This is a genomic window from Paraburkholderia phenoliruptrix, from assembly GCF_047325075.1.
GTDB lineage: Bacteria > Pseudomonadota > Gammaproteobacteria > Burkholderiales > Burkholderiaceae > Paraburkholderia > Paraburkholderia phenoliruptrix.
Genome location: NZ_CP168531.1, coordinates 3,200,330 through 3,224,091, shown reverse-complemented (window position 1 = coordinate 3,224,091; position 23,762 = coordinate 3,200,330). Strand labels below are relative to the sequence as shown.

The 23,762-nt window shown below is 64.9% G+C and carries 18 protein-coding genes and 1 pseudogene; 11 read left to right on the top strand and 8 right to left on the bottom strand.

Going from position 1 to position 23,762, the window contains the following annotated elements; translation table 11 throughout:
• Positions 1–59: 59 nt before the first annotated feature.
• Positions 60–608 carry an META domain-containing protein gene (locus ACEN8U_RS26320; RefSeq protein WP_013587660.1) on the bottom strand — a complete coding sequence of 183 codons (549 nt, stop codon included), beginning with the start codon at positions 606–608 and terminating at the stop codon, positions 60–62.
• Positions 609–748: 140 nt separating this feature from the next.
• On the opposite strand from ACEN8U_RS26320, the gene purT reads away from it, so the two are divergent.
• The 6 genes from purT (at position 749) to ACEN8U_RS26290 (ending at position 7,958) form a co-directional block, all read left to right on the top strand.
• Complete coding sequence (gene purT / locus ACEN8U_RS26315; protein WP_310106122.1) at positions 749–1,972, top strand: formate-dependent phosphoribosylglycinamide formyltransferase; 1,224 nt, start codon at positions 749–751, stop codon at positions 1,970–1,972.
• A gap of 87 nt (positions 1,973–2,059) precedes the next feature.
• Positions 2,060–2,296 carry a DUF6726 family protein gene (locus ACEN8U_RS26310; RefSeq protein WP_310106127.1) on the top strand — a complete coding sequence of 79 codons (237 nt, stop codon included), beginning with the start codon at positions 2,060–2,062 and terminating at the stop codon, positions 2,294–2,296.
• A gap of 22 nt (positions 2,297–2,318) precedes the next feature.
• Positions 2,319–2,675: an MliC family protein gene (locus ACEN8U_RS26305; protein ID WP_310106129.1), complete on the top strand. Its 357-nt coding sequence runs from the start codon at positions 2,319–2,321 to the stop codon at positions 2,673–2,675.
• 251 nt (positions 2,676–2,926) lie between these two features.
• Positions 2,927–4,576: an acetolactate synthase large subunit gene (locus ACEN8U_RS26300; RefSeq protein WP_013587664.1), complete on the top strand. Its 1,650-nt coding sequence runs from the start codon at positions 2,927–2,929 to the stop codon at positions 4,574–4,576.
• 71 nt (positions 4,577–4,647) lie between these two features.
• Positions 4,648–6,084, top strand: coding sequence for an aldehyde dehydrogenase family protein (locus ACEN8U_RS26295; protein ID WP_013587665.1), 1,437 nt, complete (start codon positions 4,648–4,650; stop codon positions 6,082–6,084).
• A gap of 413 nt (positions 6,085–6,497) precedes the next feature.
• A complete protein-coding gene (locus tag ACEN8U_RS26290; protein WP_013587666.1) occupies positions 6,498–7,958 on the top strand; it encodes a DEAD/DEAH box helicase in 1,461 nt (486 codons plus the stop codon).
• A gap of 125 nt (positions 7,959–8,083) precedes the next feature.
• Here ACEN8U_RS26290 and gluQRS read toward each other — a convergent pair whose 3' ends face one another.
• Positions 8,084–8,983, bottom strand: a complete 900-nt coding sequence (gluQRS, locus tag ACEN8U_RS26285) for a tRNA glutamyl-Q(34) synthetase GluQRS (RefSeq protein ID WP_310106132.1) — start codon at positions 8,981–8,983, stop codon at positions 8,084–8,086.
• 78 nt (positions 8,984–9,061) lie between these two features.
• A complete protein-coding gene (locus tag ACEN8U_RS26280; RefSeq protein ID WP_310106135.1) occupies positions 9,062–9,925 on the bottom strand; it encodes a sulfurtransferase in 864 nt (287 codons plus the stop codon).
• 374 nt (positions 9,926–10,299) lie between these two features.
• Here ACEN8U_RS26280 and dnaE point away from each other — a divergent pair, with 374 nt between their 5' ends.
• Positions 10,300–13,890 carry a DNA polymerase III subunit alpha gene (gene dnaE, locus ACEN8U_RS26275; RefSeq protein ID WP_310106137.1) on the top strand — a complete coding sequence of 1,197 codons (3,591 nt, stop codon included), beginning with the start codon at positions 10,300–10,302 and terminating at the stop codon, positions 13,888–13,890.
• Positions 13,891–14,032: 142 nt separating this feature from the next.
• Here the strand turns inward: dnaE and ACEN8U_RS26270 are convergent, their stop codons facing one another.
• Entirely contained in the window at positions 14,033–14,797 is a 765-nt protein-coding gene (locus tag ACEN8U_RS26270; protein WP_310106140.1) for a glycosyltransferase family 2 protein, read from the bottom strand.
• Between the two features lie 257 nt (positions 14,798–15,054).
• Between ACEN8U_RS26270 and msbA the strand changes: the two genes are divergently transcribed.
• Positions 15,055–16,848 (top strand): lipid A export permease/ATP-binding protein MsbA, encoded by a 1,794-nt coding sequence (gene msbA / locus ACEN8U_RS26265; RefSeq protein WP_013587671.1) that lies wholly within the window; start codon positions 15,055–15,057, stop codon positions 16,846–16,848.
• 419 nt (positions 16,849–17,267) lie between these two features.
• The gene (locus tag ACEN8U_RS26260) at positions 17,268–18,314 is read left to right on the top strand and encodes a glycosyltransferase family 2 protein (protein ID WP_310106143.1); all 1,047 of its coding nucleotides are present in this window, start codon (positions 17,268–17,270) and stop codon (positions 18,312–18,314) included.
• Positions 18,315–18,388: 74 nt separating this feature from the next.
• Here the strand turns inward: ACEN8U_RS26260 and ACEN8U_RS26255 are convergent, their stop codons facing one another.
• Positions 18,389–19,423 carry a glycosyltransferase gene (locus tag ACEN8U_RS26255; protein ID WP_310106146.1) on the bottom strand — a complete coding sequence of 345 codons (1,035 nt, stop codon included), beginning with the start codon at positions 19,421–19,423 and terminating at the stop codon, positions 18,389–18,391.
• 161 nt (positions 19,424–19,584) lie between these two features.
• Here ACEN8U_RS26255 and ACEN8U_RS26250 point away from each other — a divergent pair, with 161 nt between their 5' ends.
• A complete protein-coding gene (locus ACEN8U_RS26250) occupies positions 19,585–20,664 on the top strand; it encodes a glycosyltransferase family 4 protein (protein ID WP_310106149.1) in 1,080 nt (359 codons plus the stop codon).
• A 64-nt stretch (positions 20,665–20,728) separates the two neighbouring features.
• Here ACEN8U_RS26250 and ACEN8U_RS26245 read toward each other — a convergent pair whose 3' ends face one another.
• The gene (locus ACEN8U_RS26245) at positions 20,729–22,006 is read right to left on the bottom strand and encodes an O-antigen ligase family protein (RefSeq protein WP_310106152.1); all 1,278 of its coding nucleotides are present in this window, start codon (positions 22,004–22,006) and stop codon (positions 20,729–20,731) included.
• Positions 22,007–22,297: 291 nt separating this feature from the next.
• On the opposite strand from ACEN8U_RS26245, the gene ACEN8U_RS26240 reads away from it, so the two are divergent.
• A complete protein-coding gene (locus ACEN8U_RS26240) occupies positions 22,298–23,143 on the top strand; it encodes a glycosyltransferase family 2 protein (RefSeq protein ID WP_310106155.1) in 846 nt (281 codons plus the stop codon).
• Between the two features lie 64 nt (positions 23,144–23,207).
• On the opposite strand, the gene ACEN8U_RS26235 is transcribed toward ACEN8U_RS26240, so the two are convergent.
• Both ACEN8U_RS26235 and ACEN8U_RS26230 read right to left on the bottom strand, forming a co-directional pair.
• The gene (locus tag ACEN8U_RS26235) at positions 23,208–23,549 is read right to left on the bottom strand and encodes a hypothetical protein (RefSeq protein WP_013587677.1); all 342 of its coding nucleotides are present in this window, start codon (positions 23,547–23,549) and stop codon (positions 23,208–23,210) included.
• An 85-nt stretch (positions 23,550–23,634) separates the two neighbouring features.
• Positions 23,635–23,730: pseudogene (locus ACEN8U_RS26230) on the bottom strand (ester cyclase); the annotation flags it as partial.
• Positions 23,731–23,762 lie beyond the last annotated feature (32 nt).

Sequence of the window (23,762 nt, the reverse complement as noted above, 5' to 3'; positions counted from 1 at the left end):
GCCGCTTGTTTGCGACTCATTCACCACTCATGACCGCTCTTTGACAACCGTTTGACCGCTCACTTGCCACTGTCGCCGCTGCGCTCGAACACGAGCGTATCGCCGTTGTCGAGCACGAGCTGCATCTGCTGCGGCGCGCGCATCTGCACGCCGGTGCGTTCGATATGCGTGAGCGCATTCAGATAGGCGCTCTCGATCTGTCCGCCCGCCGTCGCGCAGGCCATGCGCGTGCCGCCCAGTGTGCCGAAGGAGAGCTTGCCGTCCTTCAGCGCGTACGAGCCCATGTAGCGGTTGCAGCCGGAAAAACCGCTCGCGTGACGCTGGCCGCCGGCCGTCGACAGCGTGAGCGTGATCGGCGCGCCGAGGTTCGCGAACGGAACCGTGCGCACCTTGCCGTCCGCCTGTTTCCATGCGGTGAGCGTCCAGCTGGTGTCGTCGAGCAATTGGGTGGCGGCCGGGTTGAACGGGTCGGGCGCGGGTGCTTCCGAGTCCGGATGTTTCGGCATCGCGCAGGCGCCGACGAGCACCGCGACGCCGAGCGCGGCGAGGGCCGTGCGCGCGTGGGGGGCGAGGCGCGCAAGACGTCGCGTGGACAAGCGTGGTTGCATGGCGTCGTTCCTCTTCAAACTGGCAAAGGCGTAAGGGTAACGCACTCGGCACCCCGCGCGCGAGCCGCGGCGAGGGGCACGCATGTTAACATCGTGCTCTATCCAATCCCACCCTCATCCGACTTTTATCTGGAGACCCCATGCAGATCGGCCAACGGATCGGCACGCCCCTTTCTGAATCCGCCACGCGCGTCATGCTGCTCGGCGCGGGCGAACTCGGCAAGGAAGTGATCATCGCGCTGCAGCGGCTGGGCGTCGAAGTGATCGCCGTCGACCGTTATCCGAATGCGCCGGGGCACCAGGTCGCGCATCGCTCGCATGTGATCGACATGACCGACCGCGCCGCGCTGCGCGCGCTCGTCGAACAGGAACGTCCGCATCTGATCGTTCCGGAAATCGAGGCCATTGCCACGGACGCGCTGGCCGCAATAGAAAGCGACGGCATCGCCGAAGTGATCCCGACCGCGCGCGCCACGCAGCTCACCATGAACCGCGAGGGCATCCGCCGCCTCGCCGCCGAGGAGCTGGGTTTGCCGACTTCGCCGTACGCATTCGCCGATTCGCTCGACGAACTGCGCGCCGGCATCGCCCAAGTCGGCTACCCGTGCGTGGTGAAGCCGGTCATGTCGTCCTCGGGCAAGGGGCAGTCGGTGCTGCGCAGCGAGGCCGACGTCGAGCCGGCCTGGCAATACGCCATGGCGGGCGGCCGCGTGAATCATGGCCGCGTGATCGTCGAGGGTTTTATCGACTTCGAATACGAGATCACGCAGTTGACAGTGCGCGCGGTCGCGCCGTCGACCGGCGAGGTCGCCACGTACTTCTGCGATCCGATCGGCCACGTGCAGGTGGCGGGCGACTACGTCGAGTCGTGGCAGCCGCAGCCGATGAGCCCGCTCGCGCTCGAACGCTCACGCGAAGTCGCCCACAAGGTGACGGCCGCGCTCGGCGGGCGGGGGCTCTTCGGCGTGGAACTTTTCGTGCGCGGCGATGACGTATGGTTCTCGGAAGTGAGCCCGCGTCCGCACGACACGGGTCTCGTCACGCTGTGCTCGCAGCGCTTTTCGGAATTCGAACTGCACGCGCGCGCGATTCTCGGCTTGCCGGTGGATACGTCGCTGCGGGCGCCTGGTGCGTCGGCCGTGATTTACGGCGGGCTCGAAGAGACCGGCATTGCGTTCGAAGGCGTTGCCGCGGCGCTCGCCGTGCCGAATGCGGATCTGCGGCTTTTCGGCAAGCCGGAGAGCTTCGTCAAGCGGCGCATGGGCGTAGCGCTCGCCACCGGCGCGAATATCGACGAAGCGCGCTCGCGCGCGAAAGAGGCCGCGGCGGCGGTGCGTCCCGTGTCGGGGAAATCGGCGTCGTGATGTGGGTGGCGTTTGCCGGCGAGGCGCGCAGTCGGAATGATTCGAGCCCGTCGAACAGACCGCGGGCTCATTGAAGTCGAGGTAGGTATGGTGCAGGAATCGCGTAACGAAGCGCGGCGCAGTGCAAGGTGGCGCGCCGCGGCCGGCCCGCTGCGCACGCTTCGCGCGCTCGGCCTCATGTTCGCGCTCGGTGCGGGATTGACCGGCTGCGGGCTCGCGGCCGCGCCATGCCGCATTGCGTCGGCGGGCCTGAAGATCGTGCCGGTGGTCGGGCACGTGGCCGCCGCGCCGACCGATGCCTGTGCCGACGTCATCGACCCTTGATCCGCCACGAGCGAGGCATTCCATGAAGAAATGGCTGCTTGCAGCGAGCCTCGCGGCGATCTGCGGCGGGGCGTTCGCCGCGCCCTTGCATCTCGACGACGTCCAGACCAAGAATCGCCAAATACGCAAGTACACCTGCGCGACCGGCAGAATTCTGCATGTCACTTACTGGAACACGGCCAACGGCCAGAGCTTCGCGCTCGTGCCGGTGAAGGGTAAGCAACTGCTGTTCGTCAATACGATCGCGGCGTCCGGCGCGAAATATCAGGCCGGCAGCTATACGTGGTGGACCAAGGGCCCGCGCGCCGATCTCTACGACGCCACCGCCGGCGAGAATGCGCCGCCGATGCTGTCCGACTGCATCACGCTCAATCGCTGAGTGCCGCGCGGCGGCTTCCTGACTGCCGCGAGTTTCCTCTCCCGCCGCGCGGTAGGGTCAAGCTGCGCGCATCATTTCCCCCCGAGTAGTAAGCTGTCCGCAGTGGCTTAAGGCCAGCCGCCGCGAGCGTCGCCTGCCGCTACTGCCGTCTTTGCTGTCGTTGCTGTGTCCCTGCTGGTTCTGTCGTCCGTTTCGGCTCACCGCACGGCAAGGCTGTGCGCCCGCGTCCGTCCCATCAAGCGAGACCCTCCATGAAAGCATCCGACCTGTTCGTCAAATCGCTGGAAGCCGAAGGTGTCGAGTATGTGTTCGGCATCCCCGGTGAAGAAAATCTCGATCTGCTCGAATCGCTGCGCCGCTCGAAAATCCGCCTGATCCTGACGCGTCACGAACAGGCGGCGGGCTTCATGGCCGCGACCTACGGACGCCTGACGGGCCGCACGGGCGTGTGTCTCGCGACGCTCGGCCCGGGCGCCACCAACTTCGTGACGGCCGCCGCCTACGCGCAGCTGGGCGGCATGCCGATGCTGATGGTGACCGGCCAGAAGCCGATCAAGTCGAGCAAGCAGGGCCATTTCCAGATCGTCGACGTGGTGAGGATGATGGAACCGCTCACCAAGTACACGCGCCAGATCGTGTCGATCGCGAATATCCCGGCAGCCGTGCGCGAGGCCGTGCGGCAGGCGGAAGAAGAACGCCCCGGCGCCACGCATCTGGAGCTGCCCGAGGACGTCGCGCACGAGGAAGGCGACGGCAAGCCGATTCCGAAGAGCTACAGCCGCCGCCCGATCGCGGAGGAAAAGGCGGTGGCGCGCGCCGTGGAGGCGATCACGCGCGCGAAGCATCCGCTCCTCATGATCGGCGCGGGCGGCAATCGCAAGACCACGACGAAGATGCTGCGCGAGTTCGTCGACCAGATCGGCATTCCCTTTTTCACCACGCAGATGGGCAAGGGCGTGATCGACGAATCGCATCCCATGTGGCTCGGCAACGCGACTTTGTCCGACGGCGACTTCGTGCACCGCGCGATCGATCACGCCGACTGCATCATCAATGTCGGGCACGACGTCATCGAAAAGCCGCCGTTTTTCATGCGCAGCGGCGACGCCGAGAAGACGGTGATTCATGTGAACTTCCTCGGCGCGGAGGTCGACACGGTTTATTTCCCGCAGATCGAAGTGGTCGGCGACATTGCCAACGCGGTCTGGCAACTGAAGGAAAGTCTGAAGGAGCGCCAGGAGCATTGGGACTTCGCGCGTTTCAAGGAGATCAAGGAGCATTTCGAAGCGCACCTCGTAAAAGGCCAGCACGACGACCGCTTTCCGATGTATCCCGTGCGCCTTGTCAACGACGTGTACGAGACCACGCCCGCGGACGGCATCGTGTGTCTGGACAACGGCATGTACAAGATCTGGTTCGCCCGCTACTACCGCGCGCACGAGCCGAATTCGCTGCTGCTCGACAACGCGCTGGCTTCGATGGGCGCCGGTTTGCCGTCAGCGATCGCCACCAAGATCGTGCACCCGGACCGCAAGGTCATGGCCGTGTGCGGCGACGGCGGCTTCATGATGAACTCGCAGGAACTCGAAACGGCGGTGCGCCTGAAGCTCGATCTCGTGATCCTGATCTTGCGCGACGACGCGTTCGGCATGATCCGCTGGAAGCAGGAGAACATGAACTTCCCCGACTACGGCATGACGCTCGCGAACCCGGATTTCGTCGCGTATGCGCAAAGCTACGGCGCGAAGGGGCATCGGATCGGCTCGGCGGCGGAATTTGCGCCGCTCGTGCGCGAATGTTTTGCGACGCCCGGCGTGCACGTGATCGACGTGCCCATCGACTATTCGGATAACGAGCGCGTGCTGAATCGCGAGATCAAGCGGCTCTCCGCGCAATTGTGAGCGGCGTGTGAGCGGCGTGGGCTCGCGTGCGGGCCGGCTGCTGCTGTCATCTATCGGAAGGAGAACGCGTCATGCTGAACCAGACCTACCCGTACTACCTGGCGAACGAAGCGGTGGCTGCAAACACGGATCTCGAAGTCACCGACAAATTCAGCGGCGAAGTGGCGACGCGCGTCGCGATGGCCGACGCGGCCGCCATCGACAAGGCGATTGGCTTCGCGGTGGACGCGCTGCCCGCACTGCGCGCGTTTCCGCCGTTCAAGCGCCAGGCGGTGCTCGAACATTGCGTGAAGCGCTTTCGCGAACGTTACGACGAACTGGCGCTCGCGCTGTGCATCGAGGCGGGCAAGCCGATCAACGACTCGAAGGGCGAAGTCACGCGGCTGATCGACACGTTCAAGGTGGCGGCGGAGGAGGCGGTGCGCATCGACGGCGAGATTGTGAATCTGGAAATTTCGCCGCGCGCGAAGGGCTACCACGGCTATGTGAAGCGCGTGCCGATCGGGCCGTGCTCGTTCATCTCGCCGTTCAATTTTCCGCTGAACCTGACCGCGCACAAGGTCGCGCCGGCGATCGCGGCGGGCGTGCCCTTCGTGCTCAAGCCGGCGAGCCGCACGCCGGTCGGGGCGCTGATCATGGGCGAGATTCTGGCGGAAACCGATCTGCCGAAGGGCGCGTTCTCCATTCTGCCCGCGCATCGCGACGGCGCGGACCTCTTCACCACCGACGAGCGCTTCAAGCTGCTGTCGTTCACGGGCTCGCCGGCAGTGGGCTGGGAGCTGAAGAAGAAGGCCGGCAAGAAGAAGGTGATTCTCGAACTCGGCGGCAACGCGGCGGCCATCGTCGACGGCGATCAGGGCGGCAAGCTCGACTACGTGGTCGACCGCCTCGCGTTCGGCGCGTTCTATCAGTCGGGGCAAAGCTGTATCGGCGTGCAGCGCATTCTCGTGCACGCCAGTCTCTACGATGCGCTGCGCGAGAAACTGATCGCCAAAACGAAGTCGCTCGTGATGGGCGATCCGAAGGACGAAAAAACGTTCGTCGGGCCCATGATCTCGGAATCGGAGTCGAAACGCCTCGCCGGCTGGATGGAGAGCGCCGTGCAGGCGGGCGCGCAGATTATCGCGGGCGGCAAGGTGGAGGGCGCGATGTTCGAGGCCACGCTGCTCGAAGGCGTGAAGCGCGACACGGACCTGTATCGCAAGGAAGCCTTCGGCCCGGTCGCCATACTGGAACGTTTCGCCGATTTCGACGAGGCGCTCGCCGCCGTCAACGACAGCGATTTCGGCCTGCAGGCGGGCGTGTTCACCGATTCGCTCGCACATGCGCACCGCGCGTGGGACGAACTGGAAGTCGGCGGCGTGGTGATCAACGACGTGCCGTCGTTCCGCGTGGACAATATGCCGTACGGCGGCGTGAAGGAATCCGGTCTGGGGCGCGAAGGTGTGCGCTACGCGATCGAGGACATGACCGAGCTGCGGCTCATGGTCATGCGCGAGACGTGGTGAGGCAGGGCGCGACGCCGTCTGCGTCCGCAGGGTCGGCAGCACCCGGCCGCGCAAAAATGGCGCGTGCTGGCTTTGTCATGCACCTGTCGTTTGCGCTCAGTACGCTCGCACCAGATCGCGCAGGTTCGCGGGGCGATTCGGCCGGTGCCGTGGGGCGAACGGCTGCCACGATGGCCGCCCAGGCAGAAAGCCCGTGCATGCGCCATGAGTGTTTTTGCTGAAGTGCTACAATACCGGCCTTTCCGGCGGATGTTTCCGCCGGCCGGAGCCGGCCGCATCCTTTCCCGCAATAGCAACGGGTCCGTGCGGAACGCCGTGGCTCCGCCTTCATCCTGATGCCTTCGGCGGTTCCAACCGCTGCCGCGCGCACGCGCCAAGCGCAACGCGCCGACGCATTTTTAGCGAAAGCCACCATGTCCGACACAGCCGTCACGCCCAGCACTGCGACTTTTGATCAATTCGGTCTCGCGCCCGACATCCTGAAAGCGGTCAAGGAATCGGGCTACACCACGCCCACGCCGATCCAGGCACAGGCGATTCCTGTCGTGCTGGCGGGCCGCGACGTGATGGGCGCCGCGCAAACCGGCACCGGCAAGACGGCGAGCTTTTCGCTGCCGATCATCCAGCGCCTGTTGCCGCACGCGAGCACGAGCGCTTCGCCCGCCCGCCACCCGGTGCGCGCGCTGATTCTCACGCCGACCCGGGAGCTGGCCGATCAGGTTGCCGCGAACGTGCAGTCGTATGCAAAGCACACGGCGCTGCGCAGCGCCGTGGTGTTCGGCGGCGTCGACATGAATCCGCAGTCCGACCAGTTGCGCCGCGGCGTCGAAATTCTGATTGCCACGCCGGGCCGCCTGCTCGATCACGTGCAACAGAAAACTGCCAACCTGGGTCAGGTGCAGATTCTCGTGCTCGACGAAGCGGACCGGATGCTCGACATGGGCTTCCTGCCGGACCTGCAGCGCATTCTGAATCTGTTGCCGAAAGAGCGCCAAACGCTGCTGTTTTCGGCCACGTTTTCGGGCGAAATCAAGAAGCTCGCCGCCACCTACCTGCGCAATCCGCAAACCATTGAAGTCGCGCGCAGCAACTCCACGGCGACCAACGTCACGCAGATCGTCTATGAAGTGGCCGAGGGCGACAAGACCGGTGCCGTCGTCCAGCTGATTCGCGAGCGCAATCTGAAGCAGGTGATCGTGTTCTGCAACAGCAAGATAGGCGCGAGCCGCCTTGCGCGCAGTCTGGAGCGCGACGGTGTGGTCGCGACGGCGATCCACGGCGACCGCTCGCAAAACGAGCGCATGCAGGCGCTGGACGCCTTCAAGCGCGGCGAGATCGAGGCGCTGGTCGCGACAGACGTGGCGGCGCGCGGTCTCGACATTGCCGAGTTGCCGGCCGTGATCAATTTCGATCTGCCCTTCAACGCGGAAGACTATGTGCACCGTATTGGCCGTACCGGCCGCGCGGGCGCTTCCGGCGACGCGCTGTCCCTCTTCAGCCCGAACGAGAAAAAGCAGCTGGCGGATATCGAGAAGCTGATCAAACGTCCGCTCGAGGTGCAGCGCCTGACCGTGGATACGCCGGTGCGTCATCATCACGAAGAACGCGCGCCGCGGCGCGAACGCAGCGAGGGCCGCGACGAACGCGGCGGCCGCCGCCGCGCGGGCGCGCCGTCGGGTTCGTTCGACCGGCCGCATCATCACCGCGCGCAGCCCGTGGACGATTTCTTCCTGAAGCCGTATGAACCGTCGCCCGCTTCGGTTCGCAAGGTGGAAGAGGCGGAGGCCGCCCGCTCGGCGCCGCAGAAGCCGTCTTCGAAGCAGCCGCTCGCCGCGTTGCTGGGCGGCTTCGGCATGCCGCGCAAGTCGTCGTAAGTGTCTGTCTGTTGCGGGCTTTGCGTGGTGCTCGCCTGCCTCAGGATGGCGAGCCAAGTGGCTTTGAGGCTGGCTGGACGCTCATTCAGGTGCGGTGATCTTGACTGAGCCGCTCGGTGCCACAATCACGTGCTCAGGCGTATCTTTTTAGACCATGCCGCCGTGGCCGCGGCGTAGAAATCGTCCAGCGTAGTGGGTGCCAAGCCGCTCCCGCTGGTCTCCTCGAGGTTCAATCCCAAGTGCCGTGCCGCTGCCATCAGCGCTTGAAGCGGCTCCTGGCAGTCAAGCGCCGTTGCACCGGTCTGCTTGCTCAATTTTTCGCCCTGCTCGTTTGTCACCACCGGCACATGCAGATAGCGGGGCGTCGGCACGCCGAGACACCGCTGCAGACAGATTTGCCGCGCGGTCGAGTCGAGCAGATCCGCGCCGCGCACAATGTGCGTGATACCCGCATCGGCGTCGTCCACCACCACCGCCAGTTGATACGCCCATTGGTCGTCCGCGCGTCTCAGCACGAAATCGCCCACTTCGGTCGCGAGGTTCTGCGTTTGCTTGCCCTGCCAGCGGTCTTCGAAACCGACGACGGCCGCCTCGCCGTCCGGCACACGTAGGCGCCACGCCCGCGCCGGCTTGCCGTGCAGGCCGTTGCGGCACGTGCCAGGATAGGCGAGTGTGGTGTTGCGCGCATGCGCATGCAGGAGCGAGTCGGCGATTTCCTTGCGCGTGCAGCCGCACGGATAGACGAAGCCGGCGGCCTTCAGCTGTTCCAGCGCTTCCTGATAACGCGCGATGCGCGTGCTTTGCCAGACGGGCGGCTCGTCGGCGCGCATGCCGAAGCGCTCCAGCGTGGCGAGAATGTCTTGCGCGGCGCCCGGCACCGTGCGCGGTCCGTCGATGTCTTCCACGCGAACGAGCCAGGTGCCCCCATGCGCGCGCGCGTCGAGCCAGCTTGCGAGCGCGCTCACGAGCGAGCCGACATGCAGCGGGCCGGTAGGCGACGGCGCGAAGCGTCCGCGATAGTTCATGAATCGATGCGTTGGAGGTTTATTCGCATTGAGCCGCGACGGGCTCCGGCCACAACCTGCCACAACTCGTCGCGAGAGTCAGGCCGCGCGAGCCGCCTTGTTGTCCGGATGACAGTGCGGGCAGGTCTTGCCGGCTACATACATTGGCGACTTCTGCTCCTCAGGCGTCACGACCGCGCGGCAGCCGAAACACTGCACGGTGGCCGTCGGCTGAAGCTGCGGATTCAGCGCGGTGCGGTAGTCGAAGACAAAGCAGTCGCCGTGATAATGGGCGCCGCCCACTTCCTCGAAATACTTGAGGATGCCGCCTTCGAGTTGATAGACGTTCTCGATCCCCACGTCTTTCATGTGGATCGCGGCCTTCTCGCAGCGAATGCCGCCCGTGCAGAAGGAGACGACCGTCTTGCCTTCGAGGTCGGCGCGGTTCTGCTCGATCACTTCCGGAAACTCGCTGAATTTGGTGATGCGGTAGTCGAGCGCGTTGTCGAACGTGCCGACGTCCACTTCGAACGCGTTACGCGTGTCGAGCATGACGACGGGGCGGCCTTCGTCGTCGTGACCGCGGTCGAGCCACGCTTTGAGCGTGGGAGCGTCGACGAACGGCGCACGGCCCAATTCCGGACGAATGGCCGGCTTCTTCATGGTGATGATTTCGCGCTTGAGCTTGACGAGCATGCGCGTGAACGGCTGCTTCTCCGACAGGCTCTCCTTGAATTGCAGGTTCGCGAATTTCCCCTCGAAGAGCGGATCGTGACGGATGTAGTCGATGAAAGCGTCGGTGTTCTCGCGCGTGCCGGCGACGAACAGATTGATGCCTTCGGGCGCGAGCAGCACGGTGCCGCGCAGGCCGAGCGCGTTGCAGCGTTCGGTGACGTGCGGGCGCCAGGCGGCGGTGTCTTCGATGGTCGCGAAATGATACGCGGCGAGATTGACGATACTCATGGATGCAAAGCGGTAATAAGTGGCGGCTTGGGGCGGGCCCGGCCGGATTGCGGCGCGGATTCCGCCGCCGCAGGGGCGCAAGCCCGAGGTTTCTTCTGGCCTGAGGGCATTCCGATGCCTCCAACGCCCGTTCTGCCGCCCCTTGGGATTCGGCGAAACCGCTATTATCCCTCAACCCGGCGGTTTCCTTGAGTCGGCCGAATGGCCAGTCGGTTGCGCTAGCGCAAAGGGCGACAGAATTTCAGCGGATCTTTTCCGTACGCGGCCAACAAAATTCGAAAAATTGCCGTGGATGCGGCGCAGCGCGGCGGCGTCCTAAGCCGGACGGCCAGGCGGGTGTTTTGCGCTGAAATCTGCGGGAGGGTGGAGTTACAATGTCGCCCATGTCAGATCCCCGCTTCGTCCATCTCCGCCTCCACTCCGAATTTTCGATCGCCGACGGCATCGTGCGTCTTGACGACGTCGTCAAGGCGGCCGCCAAAGACGGTCAAGGGGCACTCGCCCTGACCGACCTCGGCAACGCGTTCGGCCTCGTCCGTTTCTACAAGGAAGCGCGCGGCAAAGGGGTCAAACCCATTGCCGGCTGCGACGTCTGGATCACCAATCCGGACGACCGCGACAAACCTTCGCGCCTGTTGCTGCTGGTGAAGGACCGGCGCGGCTATCTGAACCTCTGCGAGTTGCTGAGCAAGGCCTCGCTCACGAACCAGTATCGGGGCCGTGCGGAAGTCGAGGCCGGCTGGCTCGAGTCGGGGCTCGGCGAAGGCCTGCTCGCGTTGTCGGGCGCCCAGCAGGGCGACATCGGCCTTGCGCTGGCCGCGGGCAACGAGGAGGCGGCGAAGCGCAACGCGCTGCATTGGGCGAAGGTGTTTCCGGGCGGCTTCTATATCGAGTTGCAGCGTTGCGGTCAGCCGGGCGGCGAGCAGTACGTGCAGCAGGCGGTGGCGCTCGCGGCGTCGTTGAAACTGCCGGTGGTCGCCACGCACCCCATGCAGTTCATGACGCCCGACGACTTCACCGCGCACGAAGCGCGCGTGTGCATTTCCGAAGGCGACATTCTTGCGAATCCGCGGCGCCAGAAGCGGTTTACGCCTGAGCAATATTTCCGCACGCAGGACGAGATGGCCGCGCTTTTTGCGGATATTCCGTCGGCGCTCGCCAACTCGGTCGAAATCGCGAAACGCTGCAATCTCACGCTCGAACTGGGTAAGCCGAAGCTGCCGCTCTTTCCGACGCCCGACGGCATGTCGCTCGACGACTACCTCGTGCATCTGTCGAAAGAGGGCCTGGAAAAACGCCTCGAACAGTTGTATCCAGACGAAGCGGAGCGCGCCGCGCAGCGCGAGACCTATTACCAGCGCCTCGAATTCGAGTGCGGCACGATCATCAAGATGGGCTTTCCGGGCTACTTCCTGATCGTCGCGGACTTTATCAACTGGGCGAAGAACAACGGCGTGCCGGTGGGGCCGGGCCGGGGCTCGGGCGCGGGCTCGCTCGTCGCCTATGCGCTTGGCGTGACCGACCTCGATCCGCTGCGCTACAACCTGCTGTTCGAGCGTTTCCTGAATCCCGAACGCGTGTCGATGCCAGACTTCGACATCGACTTTTGCCAGCACGGCCGCGACCGCGTGATCCAGTACGTGAAGGAAAAGTACGGCGCCGACGCCGTCTCGCAAATCGCGACCTTCGGCACGATGGCGGCGAAGGCGGCGGTGCGCGACATCGGTCGCGTGCTCGATCTTGGCTACATGTTCACGGACGGCATTGCGAAGCTGATTCCGTTCAAGCCCGGCAAGCATGTCACGATTGCCGACGCGATGAAGGAAGAGCCGCTCCTGCAGGAGCGCTTCGACAACGAAGACGAAGTGCACCAGCTGCTCGAACTCGCGCAGCGCGTGGAAGGCCTGACGCGTAACGTCGGCATGCACGCGGGCGGCGTGCTGATCGCGCCGGGCAAGCTGACCGATTTCTGCCCGCTCTACACGCAAGGCGACGAGAGCGGCGTGGTGAGCCAGTACGACAAGGACGACGTCGAAGCCGTCGGTCTCGTCAAGTTCGACTTTCTGGGTCTAACCACGCTCACCATCCTCGACTGGGCCGAGCGTTATATCCGCCGTCTCGATCCGTCGAAGAAAGACTGGTCGCTCGGGCAGGTGCCGCTCGACGACCCGGCGTCGTTCTCGATCCTCAAGAAAGCGAACACCGTCGCCGTGTTTCAGCTGGAAAGCCGCGGCATGCAAGGCATGCTGAAGGACGCGCAGCCCGACCGCTTTGAAGACATCATCGCGCTCGTCGCGTTGTATCGTCCGGGGCCGATGGACCTGATCCCGAGCTTCTGCGCGCGTAAGCACGGCCGCGAAGTGGTCGAGTATCCGGACCCGCGTGTCGAACCTGTTCTGAAAGAGACCTACGGCATCATGGTCTACCAGGAGCAGGTGATGCAGATGGCGCAGATCATCGGCGGCTATTCGCTGGGCGGCGCCGACTTGCTGCGCCGGGCCATGGGTAAGAAAAAGCCCGAAGAAATGGCCCAGCACCGCGAGCTTTTTGCGGAAGGCGCGGCAAAAAACGGTCTGACGCGCGAGAAGTCCGACGAAATCTTCGACTTGATGGAGAAGTTCGCGGGCTATGGCTTCAACAAGTCGCACGCGGCCGCTTACGCGCTGCTTGCGTACTACACCGCGTGGCTGAAGGCGCACCATCCGGCGGAATTCATGGCGGCGAATATGTCGCTCGCCATGGACGACACGGACAAGGTGAAGATCCTGTTCGAAGACTGCATCGTCAACAAGATGGCCGTGCTGCCGCCGGACATCAATCTGTCGGCGTATCGCTTCGAGCCGGTCGCGGAGGCGGACGGCAAGCGCTCGAGGACCATTCGCTACGGCCTCGGCGCGATCAAGGGCAGCGGTCAGAACGCGATTGAAGAAATCCTGCGGGCGCGCGAAGACGGCCCGTTTATCGACATCTTCGATTTCTGCAACCGGATTGACCGCCGCGTCGTCAATCGCCGCACGATTGAAGCGTTGATCCGCGCGGGCGCGTTCGACAGCTTGCATCAGAACCGCGCGCAGCTCATCGCCTCGGTGTCGCTCGCCATGGAAGCCGCCGAGCAGGCGAGCGCCAATGCATTGCAGGCGGGCCTCTTCGATATGGGCGACGCGCCTTCGCAAGGGCACGAACTGGTGGACGAACCGGAGTGGCCCGAAAAGAAGAAGCTTCAGGAAGAAAAGGCCGCGCTCGGTTTCTACCTGTCGGGCCACCTGTTCGACGCCTACAAGGACGAGGTGCGCCGCTTCGTGCGCCAGAAGATCGGCGAGCTGAAAGAAGGGCGCGACAAACTGGTGGCGGGCATCATCGCATCGCTGCGCACGCAGATGACTCAACGCGGCAAGATGCTCATCGCGCTGCTCGACGACGGCACCGGTCAATGCGAAGTGACGGTGTTCAACGAAATCTTCGAGGCGAACAAGCAGTTGTTCAAGGAAGACGAGCTGCTTGTCGTGCAAGGCCAGGCGCGTAACGACGCGTTCACGGGCGGCATCCGCTTCACGGTGGAAACGGTCATGGATCTGGGCCGCGCGCGCTGCCGCTATGCCGAGGCCGTGAAGGTGAAGATGAACGGCAACGCGGACGCGCAGGCGTTACGGCGCGTCCTCGAAGCGCACAGCGCGGGCAAGGACGAGCCTCAAGCAGCGCCGGCGCCTGCCGCTGCCGCGCGCGGCAACGGCGGCGGTCGCAATGGTGGTCAGGGCGGCGGCTTTGGCGGCTACGGCGACAACAATGGCCGTCAGCGTCAGCCGGTGCATATTCCGAATGGGCTCGCGGTTCAGGTCGTGTACCGCAGCGAGAATGCCGAGGGCGAAATGCGTCTTGGCGACGCGTGGCGCGTCAAGCCGACCGACGAACTGCTCGCCGACCTGCGCGGCCAATTCGCCGGCAGCGCGATTGAGATTGTCTATTGAGCAGTGGCCGGAGCAGCGGGCACGGGGGCCGTGCCGCTGTTAATCGGACTTGACCGCGGGACTTGAAACGCGACTTCAAACGCAACTTCAAACGCAACTTCAAACACGATTCCAAACACGACTCGGAGCGCGCCTTCTAGCCCTACTTCGAGCGCGACGCTTCCGCGAGTCGCGCAAGCTTCAAAAACCGGTAGTACACGGTTTCAGCGTTGAATACGGCGATCATGAAACCGGCGCGGCCGTCGAGAAAACCTCGTCGCAGCAAATAAGTTCGCACGAACGCCCAGGCACCGCGAAGCAGCGCCTTGCCGAAGCTGCCGCGTTGGCCTGCCGCATGACGCTGCAGCGCGCCGGCGGTCGAATAGGCATCGAGCTTGCGCAGTACCCCCTCGAAGTTCTCATACGAGTAGTGCATCAGCTTGCCGGTCAGGCGTTGGGCGGGAGTGTCGAAAACAAGCCGTTCGTGAACGAGGTCGTCGGAAAAACGTGCGGCGCCACGTTTGAAGAGGCGCGGAATCCAGTCCGGATACCAGCCGCTGTGATGAATCCAGTGTCCGCAAAAACTCGACAGCCGGTCCACCGCATAAACATCTGCCGTGGGTGCCGCGAGCGCCGCGCGAATGGCGGCCGCCAGTTCCGGCGAGACGATCTCGTCGGCGTCGAGCGACAGAATCCAGCTTGTGGTGAGCGCGTCCACTGCGCGGTTCTTTTGCGGACCGAAACCCGGCCAGTCGCTCTGCTCGATGACGAGAGCGCCGTGCGCGCGGGCAATGTCGGCGGTGCCGTCGGTACTGCCGCCGTCGATCACGACAATCTGGTCGGCAAAGGCCACCGACTGCAGGCATTCGGCCAGCCGCGCCGCCGCGTTTTTAGTGATGATGGCGACGCCGAGGGTGGTGGATTGCATACCTGAAGGGCTGATTGCGAATGGCGTGAAGGTGAAGAGGGAACGACCTGGCGAAGCGCGCCACCAAGCGCGCGACCAAGCGCCGCGGGTCGCGCAAGTATACACACACGGCGCACTCTTTCCGCGTACCCCGAAGCCGTCGCCAAAACGTCAGCCGGCCATCAACGTCAACCGTTTACAATGCTTCTTTTCGATCTTCGCGCCGCGGGGCAGCCGGTCGCCGGCGCGAATCTCGTCCCGCATTTCCAGAGGATTCCTTGAGCGCGAAGCCAACGTTAAGCAAACCCATCGGTGGAGGTGAGGCGTCGTCGCCCTCCGTCGTTTTCCGGCGCCTGTGGCCGTTCGTCAAGCCGCTCCTGTGGGTGATCGTCGGGGCCGTTATCGCGATGGCGGCCAGCGCGGCCACGGACGCCGCCATCCCCGCGCTGCTCAAGCCGCTCCTCGACAAGGGTTTCGGCGCCCATGCGAGCGACAACGCGAAATGGTTCGTGCCCGTCGCCGTGATCGGCCTCGCACTGATCCGCGGCGTGGCGCAATACGCGTCCGGCTATCTGCTCGCCTATGTCTCCAACAAGATCCTGCTCGAATTGCGGCTACGCATGTTCGACCGCATGATTCACACGAGCGTCGCCTTTTTCCAGCGCGAAACAGCGAGCACGGTCATCAACGCGATTGTCTTCGAGGTCAATCAGATCCTCAACGTGCTGCTGAGCGTCATGGTTACGCTGGTGCGCGACTCGCTCACTGTGATCTTTCTGCTCGGCTATCTGTTCTATCTGAACTGGCGCCTGACGCTGATCGTTGCCGTGCTGCTGCCGGGTATCGGCTGGCTGGTCGGCAAGATCAATCGCCGGCTGCGGCGGCTTAACCGCGAGCATCAGCTGTTGACGAACGAGCTGTCCTATATCGTCGAGGAGACCGTGGGCGGCTACAAGGTCGTCAAGGTTCATAACGGCGAGAAGTACGAGATCGACCGCTTCACGTCGATGAGCAAGCGCCTGCGCGGTTACGCGATGCGCATGACGGTTTCCGGCGGCCTTGCCCAGCCGTTGACGCAGTTCCTCGCGTCGATCGCGCTCGCGGTTGTGATCACGATCGCGGTGGTGCAGTCGTCGTCGGATCAGACCACGGTCGGCGGTTTTGTCGCTTTCGTCACGTCCATGCTGCTCATCATTTCGCCGCTCAAGCACCTGATGGACGTGAACCAGCCGCTGCAGCGGGGCATGACGGCGGCCGAGCTTATCTTCGGTCTGATCGACGAACCGGCGGAGCCCGCGGGCGGCGGCAAGCCGCTCGAGCGCGCGCGCGGCGAAGTCGAGTTCCGCAACGTCTCCTTCACGTACAGCACCAACGCCACGCACAATCGCCATACGCTCGACCAGGTGTCGTTCAGGGTGGCGCCGGGTGAAATGGTGGCGCTCGCGGGCCCGTCGGGCAGCGGCAAGACCACCCTCGTGAACCTGCTGCCGCGCTTTTTCGATCCGACCGGCGGGGAGATTCTCGTCGACGGCGTCGCGCTGACCGAATACGATCTGCACGCGTTGCGCAGCCAGATCGCGATGGTGAGCCAGGACGTCGTGCTCTTCAACGACACGGTGGCCAACAACGTCGCATACGGTCAGACCGCGGATCGCGACCGGGTGGAGGCGGCGCTGCGTGCGGCCAACCTGTGGGACACGGTGGCCGCCATGCCCAACGGCATCGACACGCTCGTGGGCGACAACGGCATGATGCTGTCGGGCGGGCAACGGCAGCGTCTCGCGATCGCGCGTGCCATCTACAAGGACGCGCCTATCCTGATTCTCGACGAAGCCACGTCGGCGCTGGATTCCGAGTCTGAGCGCCACGTGCAGGCCGCGCTCGAAACGCTGATGAAGGGCCGCACCACGCTCGTCATCGCGCACCGGCTGTCGACCATCGAGCGCGCGAACCGCATCCTTGTGATGGAGGCGGGGCGTATCGTCGAGCGCGGCAGCCATCGCGAGTTGCTGGCGCAGAACGGGCTGTATGCGCATCTGCATCGCATTCAGTTTCAGCAGAACGCCGCGTGATGGGACGGCGCGCCGGCCGCCGTGCCGCAGCCGGAACGGGGCTGTGCGCCGGTTGCGCCTGCGCGACACGCCGATGCAGCGAAAGCCGCCGAGCGCCATCCGGGCTTTGCGCCTCGCTAACTAAAATCTGCGGCCCGGATGCGGGGGCGGGGCGAGCCCGGGCACGGCGCGGCTCGACAGCAAGCAGCACCGGCCGCCCACACGCGCTTACGGATTTCGCCATCGCGCCCCTTGCGCCCCTCGTACGCCTTTCCCGCCGAATTCCCCGCTGAACTCCCTTACCGCCTCTTGTCAAACCGTCATTTAGTCGGTTTTTCGGTACAGTGTTGTGTTTTTGAAGCGTTTTGTTTGCGCTTTTCTCACATTGGCCGCATCCTGACGGCCTTGCACCGTCCCGCGCCGCGGAGATTCCTTTTTACATGCATCACGACGACAACCTAAACGAGCCGCTGGTTTCCATAGCGCTCGCGACGTACAACGGCCGCACCTATCTCCCGGAGCTGCTCGCTTCGCTCGAGGCGCAAAGCTGGCCGAATCTCGAAGTGGTGGTTTCCGACGACGCTTCCACCGACGGCACGCCCGAACTTCTCGCCGCCTACGCCGGGCGCATTCCGGTGCGCCTCGTGGCGAGCGGCGAACGGGTCGGCATTGTGCGCAATTTCGAGCGGGCGCTGGCCGCTTGCCGCGGCGACTACGTTGCGCTCGCCGATCAGGACGACGTGTGGGCGCCGGAAAAGATCGCCGACCTGATGCGCGAGGTCCGCGAGGCCGAGCAGGCGCGCGGCCGGGCCACGCCGGCGCTGGCCTTCTGCGACATCGAGCTGGTGGACGCGAAGCTGTGCTGCGTGTCGACGTCGCTTTTCGACATCACCGCAAAATCGCGCCGCGCCGAGCGTCTGCGCGATTTCCTGCTGAGCAACCACGTGCCGGGCTGCGCGATGCTCGTCAATCGCGCGACGCTCGAACGCGCGTTGCCTTTCCCGGCGGGCATCGTCATGCATGACTGGTGGCTGGCGATGGTCGTCGCGGCATTCGGCGAGATCCGTCACGTGGCGGCGCCTCATCTGAAATATCGTCAACACGACGGCAATGCGGTCGGCGCGAGCGCGACCAATCAGCGACCGACGAGCGCCGCACGCGGCGAATGCAGCGCCGCGGCAGCACAGCGGCGAGGCGCGAGCAGGCGGCGCCAGATCGACGGCATCGCGGATCAGATCCGCCTCTTTGCGCGGCGCTTCGGCGCGGAACTGCCGGCCCACGCCCGCGAAGACATGAATGCCTTTTCGCGCGGCATCGAAAACTGGCGCGGCGCGGTCGAATTCGTGCTGATCAGCCACACCGGCGAGAGCTTCCTGCGCGCACTAAAGATGATGCGGCGCTTGCGCAAGAGCGTGCTGAGCTTCGGCGTGGAGGCGCACTGTCCGCCTTTCGCGCAGCGCTTGCGGCGCCGGCGCAGCGCGTCCTGACGGCGGGCGCGAAGGCGCCGCCTATTCCAGGGTCTCCGACAGAACGCGGCGCTGCTGAGATGCGGCGCCAGGCCTTATCCCCGCCGCTTGCGCAAGGTCCGCTTCAGCCACAATCCGGGCGCATAAACTGCCGGACAGCTGGCATATAGAAACATCCGGATGCGCAGCCCGAGTTTGACGCCCGGGCTCCGCGCGAGCAGCCCGGCGCGCTCGGCGAGACTTCCCGCCTCGAACATCGCGCGAATGAACTGCTCGCGCGCGAGCTTCGGCGCCATGGCCGTGCGCATGCGCTCGCCGACGCCGGCAATCTCCGCGTCGCGCTGCAACTGCGCGAGTTCCGCGAGTCCATAGCGGTTGCTTTGCCGCATGCGGGCGATGAGTTCATCCACCGATCCATAACGGCGCTTGCGCGAGAGCCCGCCGCGCCGGTAGCGCACGAGCGGCTCGCGCAGGCTCAGCGCGCCGCCGGACAGGATCGCGCGCAGCACCATGATCTGATCTTCGGCGGCGGCGCCCGGCAACATCGGCCCGAAGCGCTCGAAGAGCCGCCGCGACCACGCATGCGCCGCGCCGATGAGCCACGGGCGCGCGTTCAGCCAGTCGTCGAAGCTGCGATAGCCGTCCAGTTCCGTGGGACTCATGCGCTCGTGAATATTTCCGGCTTCGTCCATGTCGGCGAGGTCGGTCGCGATCAGATCCGGCCGCCGGTCGTGCGCGAGCCAGAAGTCGACCACCCGCTCGCAGCGGTCGGGTGCCGAGATGTCGTCTCCGGCCGCGACGAACAGCAGCTCGCCGTTCGCCATCTGCGCGAGTTGCGAGAGGTGCGCGCTGATGCCCTGATTCGCCTCATTGCGGCGCACGACGACGCGGTGCGGTCCCTTGTAACCGGCCACGGCCGCCTGAATGGCGGCGAAGGTCGAGTCGCGCGAGGCGTCGTCTGAAATGATGATTTCGAGCGGCTCGTAGGTTTGCGCGAGCGCGCCTTTCACGGCGTCGGCGATCTGCTGTTGCTGGTTGTAGGCGATCAGCAGCATCGACGCGAGCGGGCGCTGCGGGGCCGACGCGGTGGACGCGGCAGGGGAGGACGGGAGCGGCGGACTATCGGTCATGAATTCGGCAAAGGTGCGATTGGGCTCGATTCTAATCGGTGCCGAGGCGGCTGCGTCATGCCGGGCGCCGGTGCGCATCCTTTACAATTGCGCTAGTTCGAAAACCGGCGTGGGGCGCACCTGCCGCCGGAGCGCCTCATTCCATCACCGAGACTTCTTCTTTGTCCGAGCCGATCCGCCCACCCCTCACCGACATCGCCCTGACCGCCCAGGCGCTGAAAAACAGCGGCGGCGCCGAGCGCTACACGCGCGACGTGATCGCGGGCCTGCATCGGATGGGTGTGCGGCCCACGCTTTTTGCCCGCGAGATCGACCGCGCGCTGCCTGAAGCGGCGTGGGTCGACGCCCAACCGCTGAACGTGCGTTGGGCGCCGCGCAAACTGCGCAATCTGGCATTCGACTGGCGCCTCGCGCAGCGCCTGAAGCGCCGCCGTCCCGCCTGCGTGTTTTCGATCAATCACTCGACGCATGCCGACGTCGCGCTGTGCGGCGGCACGCATCCGGGCTCGCTGGAAGCGGCAGGCCGCGCCGCGCGCCGCAGCGACCGGTGGCAGATCGAGCTGGAGCGGCGCGTCTACACGCACGCGCTCTCGATCGTCGCGCATTCGCAGTTAATGAGCCGTGAGTTGCAGCGCTTTTACGGCGTGCCTGCCGAACGCATCGACGTGATTTATCCGCCGGTCGACACCGAGCGCTTCCGGCCGCTGTCCGATGATGCCCGCGCCGCGGTCCGCCGGCACTTCCATCTGCCGGAAGACCGCGTGATCTTCGTGTTCTCGTCGACGAGTCACGAGCGCAAAGGCTATCCGCTGCTGGAGGCTTTCTTTTCGCAGACCACGCTGCCGGTTTGCCTCGCCGTAGCTGGAAGGCCGGTGCCGCGAACCGGCGAGACGATTCGCTACGTCGGTTATTGCCACGAGATCGAGAAGCTGTTCGCCGCGGCGGATTTCACCGTGGTCGCGTCCGCGTATGAGCCGTTCGGGCTCGTGGGCGTGGAGTCGGTCATGTGTGGCACGCCGCTTGTGATTGCCGACAATGTCGGTTCGGCGGAAACCGTGAAGGGCGCCGCGAAGATCGAGTTTTCGCGACAGGAGGCGGGCAGCTTCGAGCGCGCGATTCATGCGGCGCTCGAACGGGTGCGGCAAGGCGGCGCGAGAATCGCGGATCCGCTCGCGAGCCTCGTCTACGACCCGAGCGTCGACGCCCACGTCGCCGCGTTGTATGAACGCTTCAGGCGCTAAAGCGCGCAGCGCAATGCATGCGGTGCCCTGAGGCACACCCGGGCTTTCTAATGTGCCCGCAGCCTCAACGCGCGCGGCGCTCGCCCTGCAATTCGCCCGATTGCTGCAGTTCGCGTTTGCGGGAATCGATCACCGCGAGGAAGGTCGCGACCAGCAGCGCGAGCAACACCGTCACCATGATCGGCACGAGCACGTCGATGGTCAGTCCGAAGATGACCGTGCTCGTCGCCACCGCCAGTCCGGCGTAGGAGGCCGCGCGGATCGCCGGGTCGCTCGAACGGCGGTGCCGCCAGAAATACACCGACATCCCATGGTAAAAAAGCAGCAGGCACGCCACGCCCACCGCGCCCATTTCGGCGAGCGTCGAAAAGAAGTCGCTATGCGCGCGCTCGTTGACGATTTCGTTCTTCACCTCGCCGCGCTTCGCCATCGCGCCCAGTTCGTTCACGAGGTGGCCCTTGCCGATGCCATAAACGGGGTGATGCTCGAAGATCATCCGCGACGCGTTCCATAACTGCAGCCGCAGGCCGACGGACGTGTAGTCCTCGCCTTGATGCAGCATCGAAAAGTCGGTGGTGGCTTCGCTGATGCGTTTCTGGATGCGTTCGGTTGAAAGCAGCGCGCCGGCCGCGATCACGATCGCGACGCTCGCGACCAGCAGGCGCTTCTTGTGCGCAAACCACTGATACTGCATGCCGAGCAGCACGACGAACACCGGCACGGCCAGCCAGCCGCCGCGTGTGCCCGACAGATAGGACGCGTAGCCGCCCGCCGCGAGAGCGATGAGCCGCGCGCCGGCAATGCGCCAGTCGCGCGGACCGTCCCAGCCAAGCGTGAACGCGGACAGGAACGCCAGCAGCAGCGCCGTATCGCCGAACGGAATGGCGTTCGTATATGAATTATTGAGACGATTGGCGTCGGTCCAGCCACCGGCCGGTTGATCGACGACCGCCCAGATGCCCACGGCCAGAGCGCCCGCGGCACAGCCCCAGCCGATCATCCGCAGATGCCGCGACGGCAACTGCCGCAGCAGCAGGAACACCGGCAGCGCGAGCACGAAGCGCGACAGCGCGTCGAACTGCCTCGGCAGCCAGTAACCCAGCACCACTTGCTGAACGCCGATTCCGACGACGAACGCGAGCATGCCGATAGTGAACCACCGGTAAGTGCGCAAGCCGGAGAAATAGCCAGGCGTGCGGCGGTTTGCGACGGCGGCGCCCAGCGCGAGCGCGAGAATGGCGAAGAAGCAGTAACCGGTGCCGCCGCGCCAGACGAGATTGACCGCGGGCGCAAGAAACAGCAGGGCGGCAGTGAGCCAGACCAGACTGGGTGCAAAAATCATAGGGCGACTTTTTGTATTGACACTACCGTTCCGGGTGGAACTGCGAAGGGCCGGATCCATCGTTGGGATTTTTAAGACGGTAGGGCGATTGCGATTATAACCGTGCACTGCCTTGCAAAAAGCTTGCGTGGCGCCCGTGAGATCGCCCGCAACGCCGGGCGGCGGCCACGGCCCGGCGCCGCATGGGCCGCGTTTGTCGTGCGCGAAGACGCGGGCGGTACAATCCCCGCCACACTCATGGCCGGCGCGCGGCCGCAACCGCGTGCGCAACCCGCTCAACGGACAGAACCGATGTTCTCAATCATCATCCCGACCTGGAACAACCTGCCTTATCTGCGCCTCGTGATCGAGAGCCTGCGCCGTCATTCGACGCACGCGCATCAGATCATCGTGCACGTCAACGACGGCTCCGACGGCACGCTCGCCTGGGTGCGCGACGAGGGCATCGAGCACACGGCGTCGCCGGGCAACATCGGCATCTGTCACGCGGTGAACATTGCGGCGGCGCGTGCCACGCGCGACTACATCGTCTATATGAACGACGACATGTACTGCTGCCCCGGCTGGGACGAGGCGTTGGTGAAGCGCCTGCCGCACATGCCCGCCGACAATCTGTTCATGCTGTCCGGCACCATGATCGAACCGGTCGATTCGGGCAATCCGTGCGTGGTCGTGCAGAACTTCGGCCGCGACGTGGAGACGTTCCGGGCCGACGAACTGGTCGCCGCGACGCCGCGGCTCGTGCGGGCGGACTGGCGCGGTGCGACATGGCCGCCCACGCTCGTGCACCGGGACTGGTGGCACAAGGTCGGCGGTTACAGCAGCGAGCTGAGTCCCGGCATGAGCAGCGACAACGATTTTTCGATGAAACTGTGGGACGCCGGTTGCCGCGTGTTCCTCGGCGTCGGCGACAGTCTGGTTTATCACTTCCAGCAGAAGAGCACCGGCAAGATCGTCAAAAATGATGGCCGCCGCCAGTTCCTGAACAAGTGGGGGATGACGCAGGCCACCTTCGACCGCTATTACTTGCGGCGCGGCACGGCGGTGGACGGCGGGCCGGCGGTGAGCGAGCCCGAGCGCACCGGACGCTTGCGGCGCGCGCTGCTGAAGTCGCGCATCAAGCGCGCGTTCGGCTGATGGCCTTTGAACTGAGGCTTTGAACCGATAGGTGCGGCCCACGCGGGCCGCAAAGCACGTGGCGTCAAACGCCGCCGGTGACGAGCGGCAGCACGGTCAGATCCGGATGCGTGCCCTCGACGATGCTGCGTCCCACATGCACGCCCTCGTAAAGCGCGTCGTCCCTGCTGGCGAAGCTTTCTTCGCCGTCCGCGTGGAAGGACACTGCATGTCCGGGAATCGACGGATCGGCCCCCGGATGACAGACGTAACCGACATACGTGTAGCGATTCTTCGCGGGGTTTGCGGTGTTCGGCGGCGCGTTGAACTCGTTGGTTTCGCCCGGTGCATTTTTTTGCAAGGGCGCCACGTGAATCTCGAATCCCTCGTAATCGACCGTTTCCCAGGGTGCGGTTTCGTCGGCCATGGCCGCCTCCGTCTTCGTCGCGCATATCAAAAAGTCTAGGTGATTTCGTGAGGAAGCGCGCTGCCCGGCGGACACTGCGAAACCACTACGGCTTCACTGCGCCGAGTTGCCTGAGCAGCGTCAGGTTGTCCTCCAGGTGCCAGTTTTCGACGATGCGCCCCTCGTTCACGCGATACAGATCGCGGGAGACTGGACATAGCGGCGCTCCGGAGA